Below are 13134 nucleotides of genomic sequence, written 5' to 3' on the forward strand. Positions count from 1 at the left end.
GCGCGTCGTCACTCCTTCTCGTCGAGCAGGGGGAACGGGAGGTGAACGGGGGAGGGGGCGACCAGGCCGAGCTCGGCGGCCAGGCCGCGCACGTCCACCGCCTCCAGATGAGCCAGGGCCGTCGCGCCGATCCGGTGCCACGCCTGGTGCGCCTGGTCGGCAGGCTGGTCGCAGATCGCGCCCAGCACCGTGCCCTGCCGCTGCCGCAGGGCGGCGAGCAGCTTCCGCCAGTCGTGCCGGTGCGGGCAGGGCAGGATCCTGGACTGGTCGGTGCGGGCCGGGTGCGGCGGGCGGCCGCCGACCGTGAGGATGACGGCGGACGCCGGATCCGCCCGGCCGAGCCGTTCGACCACCACAGCGAGCATGTCCTCAAGCTGCGCCGCATGGGGATGGTACGGATATCCCCTGGCCATCGCTCCCTGCTCCTCCAGCGTGCCGAGCGCGTCCAGGGCCTCTCCCGCGCCGGCCTCCCAGGCCGCGACCCGCACCGGGAACTCCGGTGCCGACGGGTCGTAGGAGTGCGCCGCGTAGGAGAGGAGGGAGACCCGGAGCAGGCCGCCGAGCGCGCCGGAGGCAGAGCTGATCATCTGGCGTGCCCGGCCCAGCCGCTCCGCGACCTGGTCGTCCGCTCCGCAGACCTCCACCGCGCAGACGAGATGCGCCGGGCCGGTGCCCCTCGCCAGCCGATCCGGGAGCGCGGCGACGAGCTGATTCCAGTCCCGGGGGTCGGGCGAGAGCGCGGGCAGGCCGGTGAACCGTACTCGGCCGGGCCGGACCAGCTCGGCGGTCACCTCATACCGGCCGGGTGTGACCGGGGCGGACTGGACGGACAGCAGCCGCGGCTCCGGACCCTGCCAGGTGACCACGGCGAACGCGGTGCCGTGCGCGCCCGCGGCCTCGCAGCGGAGGGAGACCAGGCTCCGGGCCCCCGGGCGGGAGCCGAGGGGGAAGAGCTGCCTGCTGGTCAGCCGGGGCCGGCCGGTGCCCGGGTCGACGAGGACGACCAGCTCGTACGACCTGGTCAGCGGGTCGTCCGCCATGACCTCCCGGATCCGTGCGGCGATCGGGGCGCCGGTTTGCAGCACCTGCGAGGCGGGATGCGCCGCGCGCAGCCAGGCGAGGGCCTGCTCGACCCTCGGATCGGCGGAGGACTCGGCTACCAGGATCACGTCGGCGGAGGTCGAGGAGGCGCGGGCCGTGCGGAGCACGGCCTCCCGGGCCCTGGCCGGATCGGCGTCCCATCCGCGTTCGCCCGCGAGGCCCGGCCAGGTCACCGACCAGCTCCGGCCGCGGGGGCGACCGTTGTCGTCCCGGTGGAGCAGGAACGTGGTGATGCCGTCGGCGGCGACCTCCACCAGGATGAGGCTGTCGGTGTCGGCGAGGTCGGCCAGGGCCTGGGCGATCGCCTTCCTGTTCAGATCCCTGTCGGGCTCCGGCACGAGGAGTTCTCCATAGGTATGTCGTATTAGCTGCGCTATGTCCCCAGAATTCCGATTAGTCAGCGTATATAACGCTATGAGGGCTGCTGGGGGGAGGTGTCGTGTCGGGCTTCCTCGATGAAATTCGAGTGGGTATCGGTAAAAGCGACATTGGGCGCTTATGATAACCCCTTCGGTGGCCCGGCGCTGTTCCAATCGACGCTGACGCGGTGGGGTCCCTTTCCCAAGGAGGAGCATGAGAGGTTTCCTGAGCGCGCTGTCTGCGGGTTTGATCGCGCTGTCAGGAGCGCGCCCCGAGGTTCTCCGGACGTGCCCGACCGAACGCGGCAAATTCGAGGGCATCGGGGGCGCCGTCCTCACCACGAGCGTGCTCGCCGTCGTCTCCATGACGTTCGCCCTGAACAGCGCGCTCGGCGTCAACATCGTCGTCGCCGTCGCCATCGCCCTGCTGTGGGGCCTGGCGATCCTCAGCCTTGACCGGTGGCTTGTCTCCACCATCAGGGCTGACGCGCCGAACCGCTGGGCGCTGGCCGTGCCGCGCATCCTCATCGCCCTCGTGCTCGGCCTGGTGATCTCCACTCCGCTGGTGCTGCAGGTTTTCAAGGCCGAGATCGACACCCAGATCGCCGAGATGAAACAGCAGCGCGCCGACACCTTCGCCGTACGGCAGGAGCAGGGCGCGGTGGGGAAGGGTGTCGACCAGCTCCGCAAGGAGGTGGCCGATCTGCAGCAGGTGATTTCCTCCGGCGGCGACATTCCCCTTGACATGGAACAGGACCCGAAGATAAAGGCGCTGTCAGCCCAGCGCGCCGATGAGCAGAAGCAAGCGGACAAACACTACAAAGAGTGGCAGTGTCAGCTCTATGGTGGTGCAAACTGTCCCAAAAAGGGGCCGGGTCCACTCGCTCAGGAGAGCCGGCGTTCCTACGAAAAGGACAAGGAGCGCATCGCGCTGCTCACCCGGCAGATCGAGAACCGAAAGCGGGAGCTGAACGCGACCGGGGAACAGGCCAAGGAGACCCGGCTCGCCGCCGCGAAGGAGGCGCTGCCCAAGGTCCAGCGCCAGCTCGACGCCGCGGTCGAGCAGCAGACCTGGATCCAGCGGTCCTTCGACGAGGACAACCTGGCCACCGACGGGCTGCTCACCCGGCTCCGGGCGCTCAACGAGCTGACCGGCAAGGACCTCACGCTCAGCATGGCCCGGCTGCTGCTGTTCGCACTGTTCCTGCTCATCGAATGCCTGCCGGTCGCGGTGAAGCTCATGCAGCGGCCCGGCATCTACGACAAGGCGCTCGCGCTCGCCGAGCGCCGTGAGCTGGACGGCATACGCGAGGAGTTCGGCGTCCGCGCCGGGTCCCGGTCCCGGTCCCGGTCGACGGAGCCCGGCGGGTCGGACAGCGTCTGGCGCATCTGGTCGCCCCGAGAGGACGCGCCGCGACGGCCCGGCGCCACCTTCGGGGCGGAGGCGCAGCCACCCCGGGGACCGGACGGCACCCAGGCCGAGCCGACCGAACCCGGCTACGAGTACGGGCCCCTGGAAGACCAGGCCCTGCGTGGCATGACGGAGACCCACATCCTGCGGAGGACGGGACCGGGTGCGGAGCGCTCGGGCGGGATCGAGCTGCTCCCCGACGAGGACTGAGGTCACCGGATGACGGCACGAATCATCCAAGACCGGTACGAGCTGAGGTCCCGGCTCGGCAGAGGCGGCATGGGCACGGTGTGGCTCGCCTGGGACCGGACGCTGCGGCGATCCGTCGCGCTCAAAGAGGTCGTGCTGGCGCCGCACGGCGAGGACATGGTCGTGCGGCGGGAGAGGGCGATGCTCGAAGCGCGTGCCGCCGCGCGGATCCGGCATCCGGCGGTCGTCGACATCTACGACGCCTTCATGGACGACGAATCGCCGTGGATCGTCATGGCGTACATCGAGGGCACGGCGCTGAACCGCCGGATCGAGCGGCAGATCCTCTCCGAGCGGGAGATCGCCCGGGTGGGGCGCGAGGTGCTGGCCGGGTTGGCCGCCGTACACGACGCACAGGTGCTCCACCGGGACGTGAAACCGGCCAACATCATCGTCGATCCCGGCGACCGGGTCTTCCTGGTCGATTTCGGAATCGCGCGGATCTCCGGGGAGAGCGGCCTCACTTCGGCCAACATGCTGCTCGGAACCGTCGAGTTCATGGCGCCGGAACGGATCGACGGGCACGCGGTGGGGCCGGCGTCGGACCTGTGGTCGCTGGGAGTGACACTGTTCTGCGCGCTGGAGGGCTACTCGCCGTTCCTCCGTGACAGCCTGATCGAAACGACGCGGGCGGTCACCGCCGGGCGTCCTCCGCGCTTCCGGCGACCGGGTCCGCTCGCCGACGCGATCACCGGCCTGCTCGTCACCGTCCCCGCCCGGCGGATGGAAGCGGCCGAGTTGGGGTGGCGGCTGGACACGATCCTCGCGGGCCCGGCGTCACGGCCCCGAGGACGGGATCCGCGGCCCCGCGAACGGGAGGAGCCGAAGAGGCGCCCCGGCTCGGGAGCGGGCCGGGAGGTGCGGCGCGGAAACGATGTGCACGACTCGGGCCCGGTCCGGGATCCGGGTCGGGAGGTGCGGCGCGGAAACGATGTGCACGATTCAGGACCGGGTCGGGAGGCGCGGCGCGGAAACGGTGCGCGCGATTCAGGGCCGGGTCGGGCGGGGGAAGGCCGCGACGGTGGAAACCCGCTGCTTGATCGGCCCCGCCAGGAGGCCGCCGCCCTGCTCGGCTCGATGGAGCCGAAGGCCGCCGGGCGGCTCCTGGACGGGGCGGCGGAGGCGGCGGGCGCGGCGGCCGAGGTGCTGGCACTGCTGCCGCTGCCGCGAGCCGCGCGGGTGATCGACCACATGACCCCGCACCGGGCGGCCCGGCTGGTGGGCGCGATGCCCCCCAGCCGGAGCGCGAGCATCCTGGCGCACACGGATGACCGGGTCATGGCCGCCGTCCTCGGCGCGCTCGGCATCGTCCCCGCCGCGGTCCGCCTGGTGGAGGCGATGACGATGCGGCGCGCCTGCCGGGTGCTCGGATACGTGCCGCCCGCCGTCGTCGCGGAACTGCTGTCCGCGACCTCGGACGGCCGTGCCGATCGGCTCCTCGACGGGCTCAGCCGCGCCGTACGCGACGAGATCGCCCGCCTGGCCGGCGGAGCGTGACGGCGCCGGCCCCGCCCCGAACGGTGCGTCGGGCGGGACCGGGGAGACGAGCAGACCGGCGGTCTCGCCGGACGGGCGGCAGGTCGGCGGCAGGTCAGATGAGTGCGGGCTCGTCGGTGAGGGCGACACGGACGGCCGACGGATCGTCGCCGGGGACCGGAACGGCGAACACCGCCGTGCGTTCTCCGGCCGCGTAGACCACGAACCGCAGGCCGTCCTCGTCCCACACGTCCTGGACGTCCGAGGTGAGCTGCACGGACGCCGAGCAGTAGGCGGGGCTGAGATAGAGGAGGCGCATGGTGACCTCCAGCGGGATCTCCTGAGGTGAGGGTACGGCGAGCGGCTTGCGCAGCCGTACGAGAAGCCGGCGCAGGGGCATCAGCCAGTGGCGGTCCAGTTCGGCCGAGAGCCCCAGCAGGGCGACGGCCTCCGCCAGGCCCAGCGCCACGAGCCACGGGTCCGCCGGATACGGCCGTGCCCAGACCGCCGCGAGGCTCATGGCGAGCAGGAGGCCCGCCCGGGTGAAACCGCGCCAGTTCACCGGCCGCGAGTGCGCGCCCAGGCAGCCGCATGACGAGGTGGGCGCGGCCAGGTGCGCGTAGCTGAGATAGGCGAGGAATCCCGCGGAGAGCACGGTGGCGGCCGCACCCTCCACGGGGAGCGCGGGTGGCAGCAGCAGCGCGGCCGCCACCGCGAGCTCCAGCACTCCGACGAGCCGGAGAGCCGGGACCGCGCGCGCCGAGCCGACCAGCCGGCCCAGGGCGGTCTGCCCGGCCTGCGCCCGCATCCGCCGGTCGAGCAGTTTCATCAGGGCGGCCCAGAGCAGGAAGAGGCCGATCACGTACGGCTGCAGCGCGGCGATCCCATACATCTGTCGCTCCTAGTGAGGGGAGAAGACCGTGGCGATGTCGACTTCGTTGGTGCCCGGCCGCCAGGCGCCCAGGATCTGCACGTGCTGACCCACGCGCAGCGGCGACAGGTCGGCGGAGGGCGGTGCGTCGGAGTAGACGGCGATCGACTTGCCCGCCACGCGGTGGCAGAGGACCTCCTGCCCGTTGTGGTCGAGATGGAGCTTCTCGCTGGTGATGTTGCTGACGTGGCCCTTGAGGTTGACGATGTTGAGCCACACCGACTCGGCGGCCAGCACCCCGTCCGGCATGCGAACACCCCGGGCGTAGAGGCCGTCACCGGGCTTGGCCTGGTCGAAGGTGGTGGGGCCCAGCTTCCACAGGCTCGTGCCGTCGACGACCCTGATGTTGTGGAACACCAGGTTCGACCCCAGGACGAGGAGCGTGTTGTCCTTGATGGAACGGATCCGGCCCTCGGCGAAGTTGGGGTCGGGCGCGCCGGGCTCGACGTCGGGTGCGGTGGCGCCGAAGGCCGCCTCCGGGCCGAGTGATCCCAGCGCGGTCGCGGCGACGATGCCGACCCCGCCCCCGAGAACGGCGGACTTGAGCAGTTGTCTTCTGCTGGTCATCGACGGCCTCCTAAGGGGTCGAGATCTCGCATGGCCGGAGGCCGGTCGAAAGGCTGGCGATCCGGCTGTAGGCGGCCGGGGTCAGGTCGATCAGGCGGTCGGTGGCGCAGGTCGCGCCGCAGCAGCTGCGCTCGCCGCAGAACAGGTCCGTCTGCGGACCGCAGTCGGCGATGGCGGTGACGACGCTGGTGCCGCTGCACAGTGCCGTGATCCGGTGCTGGAAACCACAGGTCCGCCGGCTCAGTGCGAAACCGCAGCTGTCCGGTCGGGTGATCGCCCAGCAGGCGTCGGACGTGTTGGGCCAGGCGTGTTGCAGGTTCCCGGAGTTGCAGGTGCCGCAGGCACCCTTGCCTGTGCTGCTGCACGGCCCCCAGGCCGTGCCGCAGCAGAACCAGGAGACCTCTCCTCGGACGGCTGCGAGTAAGTCGATGGGCGGGTCGGTGGGCTGGTTGCGCGCCATGCGCATCCTCCTTGGGGGGTGGGCTCCGACGGTCCCCGGTCAGGTGGTGCGATTACACGAAATTTCCTGACCTTTCACATGAATAACATGTAATTAAATTTCGTCAATGCCCGACCTGTCGGTGCTCCAGCCCCACGGGAGACTCCGATGACGCCTCACCTGCCGCTTTTGCCCGATTCGAGCAGAGTGGCGACGCCGTCGAGCATGCGGTGGAGACCGAACTCGAAGATGTTCTCCGGCTCGGATGCCTGAAACGCCTCGCTGCCGAACTCCGACACCATGGGAAGCCGCGCGGTGCGCATGGTGCGGTGCAGCGCGTCCTGCCGGGCGTCCGCCCACTGCTGCCGGGTGTGGCGGGACGCCCGCGCCGCCTGTGTCTCGTGGGCGAGGGGCATGGCCGCGCTCTGCAGGTACGTGCCGATCATGATGGCGACCTGGACCATGGTGGTGAAGTCCAGCCGGTGACCGGCCACGGCCCGCATGCGCCAGTCCGTGTACGCCATCAGGTTCGGGGCGATGGGCGGCCGGGTGGTGGCCGCGACGAGATGCGACACCCAGGGATGGTCCCGGTAGAGCGCCCACTCCTCACGGGCGGAGAGCTCCAGCTTTGCCCGCCAGCCGTCCGGGCCCGGTTCGGGGAGCGGCCGTTCCCCGAAGACGGTGTCCACCATCAGATCGTTGAGTTCCTCGCGGCTTGCGACATAGCGGTACAGCGACATCACGCCCACCCGGAGTTCCGTGGCGATGCGCCGCATGGACACCGCGGCGACGCCGTCGTGGTCGGCGAGTTCGATCGCGGTGCGCACGATGAGCGGCCGATCCAGACTTCCCTCCGGGGCACCGGCCTCGTCCCGCTCGGGCACCCGCCGATCCTCGACCCGGTCCCGGACTCGATCCTGGGCCTGGGCCTGGGTCTGGGTCTGGGTTTGGGCCTGGACATCGGCTCCGGCGTCGTCCGCCGAACGGTCCGCGACCCGCATGCGGTAGGCGCGTGCCCGGCACGCGCGCGAGCAGTATCGCGGCGGCCGCCCCCGTACGGCGGGGCGCAACGTCCGTCCACACATCTCACATGTCGGCACGCTCGACGGCCTCCTCTGATTTTCGTCACAAAACGCATTTCGTGACGAAAGTATAGCGATGAACGCGTGTGTGATCTTTATATCTGCTCTGACCTGCTATTTTGTTACCAATCTGCTATTTGTCCCGGAATGTAGTACGGTGTATTTATGACTCGTACGGCGTACTCAAACGCACCGCAGAAAACCTCGCAATACGCCCTTGAACTGCATAAAGTGATCAAGCGCCACGGGCATGGCGATGCCGTCGTGACCGCGCTGGACGGGGTGACGATGTACATCCCCCGGGGCACCTTCACCGCGGTGATGGGCCCGTCGGGCTCGGGGAAGAGCACCCTGCTGCACTGCGCCGCCGGACTCGACCGGCCGACGGCCGGATCCGTGGTGCTGGACGGTCACGAGCTGAGCGACCTGGACGAAACGGCGCTGACCCGGCTGCGACGCGATCGCATGGGGTTCATTTTCCAGTCGTTCAACCTCGTCCCGACGCTGACGGTGGCGCAGAATGTGGTCCTCCCCCTTGAGTTCGCCGGCCGCCGTCCCGACGGGCGGGCCGTACGGGCGCTGCTCGCCCGGTTGGGGCTCGCCGAACGGATCGACCATCGACCGGCGGAGCTGTCCGGCGGCCAGCAGCAACGGGTGGCCATCGCCCGCGCCGTGCTCTCCCAGCCCGCCGTCGTCTTCGCGGACGAGCCGACCGGTGCGCTGGACACCCAGTCCGCGCGCGAAGTGCTCGGCATCCTGCGGGAGGCGGTGAGCCTGAGCGGGCAGACGATCGTCATGGTGACCCACGACCCGGTCGCCGCCTCCTATGCCGACACGGTGGTGTTCTTCGCCGACGGGCAGATCGTGGACAACATGTCGCGGCCGAATCCCGAGGCGGTGGCCGCACGGATGGCCCAGCTGTCCGCGGCGGCCCGATCCGCCGGAACGGCCGCCGCCGGGCAGGGCCACCGGGACGGTGGCGTCCGATGATGTGGCGACTGCCTTTCCGCACCGTCCGCGCCCACCTCGGGTCGTACCTCGCCTCGGCCGCCGTGCTGGCCGCGGGGACCGCCCTGCTCACCGCGTTCGCGAGCCTGCTGGAGACCGGCCTGGAGACCGGCCGCAGCTCCGGATTCCTGATCATGCTGCCTGCCATCCTGGGTGGGTGGACGGTGGCGATCGTGGCCTTCGGCGTGGTCTCCACCATCTCCCTGACGATCCAGCACCGGGAGCAGGAGCTCGCGCTGCTACGGTCGATCGCCGCCACCCCGCGGCAGATCCGGCAGAGCGTCGTGCTGGAGACGGTGATCGTGGCACTGCCCGCGGTCGCCGTGGGCCTGCTGCCCGGGGTCGGGCTCGGGGCGATCGTCCTCGGGCGGCTGGTGGACGCCACCCTGGTCGAGGCTTCCGTCGAGTTGACCGCGGGCTGGCTCTGCGTCGCGATCGGCGCGGGCACCTCCCTGGTCGCGGCGGTCGGTGCCGCCCTGATCTCCAGCAGACGGGCCGCGTCCATTCCGCCGGTACGTGCGCTGAGCGAGGCGTCGCCGTCGGCGACCCGGGCGCTCACCCGCGTTCGGGCGATCAGCGGCCTGGGGTTGCTGGCCGTCGGTCTGAGCCTGGCGGCGACGACCCTCTTCATGGAGAACGGCCCGCTGCTCTCCAGTACCGCGGGCCCGGCGGGCGTCGCCGTCGCGGTCGGGCTCGCCCTGCTGAGCCCGGTGGCCCTGCTGCCCGTCCGGTGGCTCTCCCAGGCCCGGATCGGAGCCACCGCCCGGCTGGCCACCCGCAACGCCCACGTGCGGGCGAAGCACAGCGCAGGCGTGGCGTCGCCGCTGATCCTCCTGGTCGGCATCGCGGCCGGAACCCTGTACATGCAGAGCACGGAGGACAGCATCCATCGCGGACCCGTCGCCGCGGGCGACGTCAGCGGGCAGCTCGCTCCGGTGAACTACCTGATCGTCATCATGATCATCGGTTTCTCGGCGATCGTGGTGATCAACACTCTCGTCGCGGCCACCCGCCGGCGGCGCCGCGAGTTCGGCCTCCTGCGGCTGTCCGCCGCCACCCGTGGCCAGGTGCTGAAGATGGTCACCGTCGAGGCCGTCGTGACCGCCTGCATCGCCGTCGTGCTGGGCACCGTGGCCGCCGCGGCCACGACGGTGCCGTACAGCCTGGTCAAAACCGGCTCGCCGATCGCCTCCGGTCCGGTGTGGATGTATCTCGCCATCGTCGGCGGCGCCTTCCTGCTCGTGATGGTGGCCACGATCCCGACGACCATGGGCGCCCTGCGCACCCGGCCGGTCGACGCCCTCTCCGCGGCATAGCCGCCGGACAGCCGGCCTTCCGCCACTGGGGGGTGAGGCAGGCCGTACCGCTCCGGATCAGTCGTCGTCGTGCTCGGCCACGGAGCGGACCGTGGCGACGGGTGCTCCGGAGGGGCAGGTCAGCTTGATCGTGGTTTTCCGGTCGTCCGACTCGAAGACCACCGAGGCGGTGGGGGCGGGGCCGCGCTCGACCTCGTCGACGCCGTATCCGGGGGCGGGTGTCCAGGACAGCAGGAGAGCGCGGCCGGTGTCGCAGGCGGCGGTCACCGATCCCGCGGCGTAGGAGAAATTGCCGGTCTCCCCATAGGGGCCGGACCGGGCGGGCGGCGCGACGGTCGGGACCGCGGAGGCGGTGGCCAGGGATCGCTCGACCTCTTCCAGGGTCATGGAGCGGACGGCCTGGCCGGTGATGTCGGTGCCGATCAGGGAGACCGCCCAGGTGGCGCCGAGCGTGGTGAGGACGGCGGCCGCGAGCCAGCCTCCCACCCCCAGCAGCGTGCGTCGGTTCACCACTGCCCCCTCCCTCGGCCGGTAGCCGGTCGGTGGTCGGTCGGTGGCCGGGGACCGCCGGCGCCCCCGGGCCGGGACCACCTGCCCGCCCACCGGCATCGGTCACCCGTCCTCCGGTGTCTTTCGCGTTCTGCGGGGAACCTTCCACCATCTCGGCATCACTACCCATCCACGAAGGGTCGGCGCTTCACCGTGGCTCACCTGCTTCTCGTCGAGGACGACGCTCAGGTGCGCTCCGCGCTGAGCCGCGCGCTCACCGACCACGGTCATGCCGTGATCTCAGCCGCTGCGGGCATGCCGGGGCTGACCCGGGCGCTGGAGGACCGGCCCGACCTGGTCGTGCTCGATCTCGGCCTTCCCGACCTCGACGGCTGCGAGGTGCTGCGCATGCTCCGGGCCGTCAGCGCCGTCCCGGTCATCGTGGCGACCGCGCGTGACGCCGAGCCGGAGATCGTCCGGGCGCTGGACGCCGGTGCCGACGACTACGTGGTCAAGCCGTTCAGCGCGGCCCAGCTGGACGCGCGGATCCGGGCCGTGCTGCGCCGTGGCCGCGATGCCGGCACCGAGGCGGCGCCGGTACGGGTCGGCGGGCTGCTCATCGAGCCGGCGGGCAGGGAGGCGTTCCTCGACGGGGCCCTCCTCGACCTGACGCCCAAGGAGTTCGACCTGCTGCACTACCTCGCGGTCCGCCCCGGCCAGGTCGTCTCCAAGCGGGAACTGCTGGCGGAGGTGTGGCGGATGGCGTACGGCGGGGCGGACAAGACCGTCGACGTCCACCTGTCCTGGCTGCGCCGCAAGCTCGGCGAGAGCGCCCAACGCTCTCGCTACCTGCAGACCGTCCACGGGGTCGGTGTGAAGATCGTTGACCCGGGCCGTGCGGAGCCCGGATGAGACGACGCCTGGCCCTGCTCGCGGTGGCGACCACCTCGCTGGTCCTGATCGCCTTCCTCGTGCCGCTCGCCGTACTGGTGAGGACGCTGGCCGCCGAGCGGGCCACGGCCGCCGCCACCATCTGGACGCAGTCGGTCGCCACCGCGGCGGCCCTGGACGATCAGAAGATCCTGGACGCCACCGTACGGCAGGCCAACGGCTCCGGCGGGACACCGATCACGGTCTTCCTGCCCGGCCACCGATTCCTCGGCGCGCCGGCGGCTCGTGGAGCCGGCGTCGAGCTGGCCGCGCGGGGGCGCAGCATCACCGTCGAGACGCCTGCGGGCCGGGAGATCCTGGTGGCCGTCCAAGGCGGGGAGCGCGGCACCCTGGTCGTGCGCGCGTTCGTCGGCACCGAACGGCTGCGCCAGGGCGTCGGGTGGGCCTGGCTGGTACTCGGCCTGATCGGGCTGGTGCTGCTCACCGTCGGCATCGCCGTCACCGACCGGCTCGCCCGTTCGCTGATCCAGCCGGTGGGGCAGGTCGCCGAGGTCTCCCGGCGGCTGGCCCGTGGTGATCTGGACGCACGGGTGGACCCGGCGGGCCCGCCGGAGATCCGCGAGGTCGGCACCGCGCTCAACCATCTGGCCGCCCGCATCCGCGAGCTGCTCACCCGCGAGCGTGAGGCGGTCGCCGACCTCTCCCACCGGTTGCGTACCCCGGTCACGGCGCTCCGGCTGGAGGTCGACGGCATGCGCGACCGGGGCGAGGCCACCCGGGTGGGGCAGGCCGTCGACAGCGTCGAGCGCATGGTCGACCAGATCATCCGGGAGGCACGCCGGTTCGACCGGGACGCCGTGCCGAGCTGCGATGCCACCCAGGTGGTCGGCGACCGGGTCGCCTTCTGGTCGGCACTGGCCGAAGACCAGGACCGGCCGCTGCGGCTGACCCTCGCGGACGGTCCCATCACGGTAGGAGTGAGCGGGCCCGAGCTGGCGGCCTGCGTCGACCTGCTGCTGGAGAACGTGTTCGCGCACACTCCCGACGGCACGCCGTTCACCGTCGAGCTGACGGCCCGGCCCGAGGGCGGAGCCCGCCTGGTCATCGCCGATCAGGGGCCCGGTTTCGCTCATCCGGCACTCGTCGACCGCGGGGCGAGCGGCGGGGCCTCCACCGGGCTCGGTCTCGACATCGCACGCCGTACGGCGGAGGACGCGAACGGCCGGCTGCACGTGCGCACGCCGCCGTCGGGAGGGGCCGAAGTCATCCTCGACCTCGGCCCCGGCCAGGCTTAACCATTCCTTAGGAATCTTGCAGCATCTCGCTATCACCCGGGCGGGCATTCTCGAGGAGTCATCGCGGATCCCCCGGAATCGCGACTCCTCACGGATATGGAGAACAGCTGATGCGCAAGCCAGTGATCATCCTTGCCGGACTCGCCCTCGCCGGGCTCGCGGCCGGTGGCGGCGTTGCCTTCGCCGACCAGAACGAGGCCGACCCGGTCTCCCCGACGGCCACCGCCACCCCCGGTACCGGCGACGGCACGAGCACCGCGCGCAAGCCCGCCGTACTGGCGGAGCAGGCGCAGCAGACCGCGCTGTCCCGGGTGAGCGGAGGGTGGATCGTCTCCTCCGACCTGGAGACCGAGGGCGGCACGGCCTCGTGGGAGGTCGAGGTCGCCGACGGCAAGGGGGCCGAGCGGGAGATCGTCATCGACGCGACCACCGGAAAGATCACCTCCGAGGCGGCCGACACCGACGCCGACGACGCCCAGGAGAAGGACGGCCAGGACGACGACTGACCGGCCGAGCCGAT

At 71.3% G+C, this 13134-nt stretch carries 13 protein-coding genes; 7 read left to right on the forward strand and 6 right to left on the reverse strand.

The genetic code is table 11. The features are described 5' to 3' along the window. Positions 1-8: 8 nt before the first annotated feature. Entirely contained in the window at positions 9-1439 is a 1431-nt protein-coding gene (locus OHA77_RS29820) for a hypothetical protein (protein WP_406312712.1), read from the reverse strand. A 235-nt stretch (positions 1440-1674) separates the two neighbouring features. Between OHA77_RS29820 and OHA77_RS29825 the strand changes: the two genes are divergently transcribed. Beyond that, on the forward strand, positions 1675-3081 hold the full coding sequence (locus tag OHA77_RS29825) for a DUF4407 domain-containing protein (RefSeq protein ID WP_406312713.1): 1407 nt from the start codon (positions 1675-1677) through the stop codon (positions 3079-3081). A gap of 9 nt (positions 3082-3090) precedes the next feature. After that, positions 3091-4617 carry a protein kinase domain-containing protein gene (locus tag OHA77_RS29830; protein ID WP_406312714.1) on the forward strand — a complete coding sequence of 509 codons (1527 nt, stop codon included), beginning with the start codon at positions 3091-3093 and terminating at the stop codon, positions 4615-4617. Positions 4618-4711: 94 nt separating this feature from the next. On the opposite strand, the gene OHA77_RS29835 is transcribed toward OHA77_RS29830, so the two are convergent. From OHA77_RS29835 to OHA77_RS29850, 4 genes are all read right to left on the reverse strand, one after another. After that, entirely contained in the window at positions 4712-5488 is a 777-nt protein-coding gene (locus tag OHA77_RS29835; protein ID WP_406312715.1) for a MauE/DoxX family redox-associated membrane protein, read from the reverse strand. A 9-nt stretch (positions 5489-5497) separates the two neighbouring features. Beyond that, complete coding sequence (locus OHA77_RS29840) at positions 5498-6094, reverse strand: cell wall protein (RefSeq protein WP_326824865.1); 597 nt, start codon at positions 6092-6094, stop codon at positions 5498-5500. A gap of 10 nt (positions 6095-6104) precedes the next feature. Continuing rightward, a complete protein-coding gene (locus OHA77_RS29845; protein WP_326824864.1) occupies positions 6105-6554 on the reverse strand; it encodes a hypothetical protein in 450 nt (149 codons plus the stop codon). A 155-nt stretch (positions 6555-6709) separates the two neighbouring features. Then, positions 6710-7633 carry a TetR/AcrR family transcriptional regulator gene (locus OHA77_RS29850; protein WP_406312716.1) on the reverse strand — a complete coding sequence of 308 codons (924 nt, stop codon included), beginning with the start codon at positions 7631-7633 and terminating at the stop codon, positions 6710-6712. Positions 7634-7780: 147 nt separating this feature from the next. Between OHA77_RS29850 and OHA77_RS29855 the strand changes: the two genes are divergently transcribed. Both OHA77_RS29855 and OHA77_RS29860 read left to right on the forward strand, forming a co-directional pair. Further along, the gene (locus tag OHA77_RS29855; RefSeq protein ID WP_326824862.1) at positions 7781-8605 is read left to right on the forward strand and encodes an ABC transporter ATP-binding protein; all 825 of its coding nucleotides are present in this window, start codon (positions 7781-7783) and stop codon (positions 8603-8605) included. Then, positions 8602-9939, forward strand: coding sequence for an FtsX-like permease family protein (locus tag OHA77_RS29860; RefSeq protein ID WP_406312717.1), 1338 nt, complete (start codon positions 8602-8604; stop codon positions 9937-9939). The genes OHA77_RS29855 and OHA77_RS29860 overlap by 4 nt, the downstream gene beginning before the upstream one ends. 57 nt (positions 9940-9996) lie before the next feature. Here OHA77_RS29860 and OHA77_RS29865 read toward each other — a convergent pair whose 3' ends face one another. Beyond that, positions 9997-10449, reverse strand: a complete 453-nt coding sequence (locus OHA77_RS29865; protein ID WP_406312718.1) for a hypothetical protein — start codon at positions 10447-10449, stop codon at positions 9997-9999. Between the two features lie 192 nt (positions 10450-10641). Between OHA77_RS29865 and OHA77_RS29870 the strand changes: the two genes are divergently transcribed. From OHA77_RS29870 to OHA77_RS29880, 3 genes are all read left to right on the forward strand, one after another. Then, on the forward strand, positions 10642-11340 hold the full coding sequence (locus OHA77_RS29870) for a response regulator transcription factor (RefSeq protein WP_406312719.1): 699 nt from the start codon (positions 10642-10644) through the stop codon (positions 11338-11340). Continuing rightward, the gene (locus OHA77_RS29875; RefSeq protein ID WP_406312721.1) at positions 11337-12614 is read left to right on the forward strand and encodes a sensor histidine kinase; all 1278 of its coding nucleotides are present in this window, start codon (positions 11337-11339) and stop codon (positions 12612-12614) included. Before OHA77_RS29870 ends, OHA77_RS29875 begins: the two co-directional genes overlap by 4 nt. A gap of 110 nt (positions 12615-12724) precedes the next feature. Next, a complete protein-coding gene (locus tag OHA77_RS29880) occupies positions 12725-13120 on the forward strand; it encodes a PepSY domain-containing protein (RefSeq protein ID WP_406312722.1) in 396 nt (131 codons plus the stop codon). The last annotated feature ends 14 nt before the right edge of the window (positions 13121-13134 follow it).

This window comes from Streptosporangium sp. NBC_01639, from assembly GCF_045209755.1.
Lineage (GTDB): Bacteria > Actinomycetota > Actinomycetes > Streptosporangiales > Streptosporangiaceae > Streptosporangium.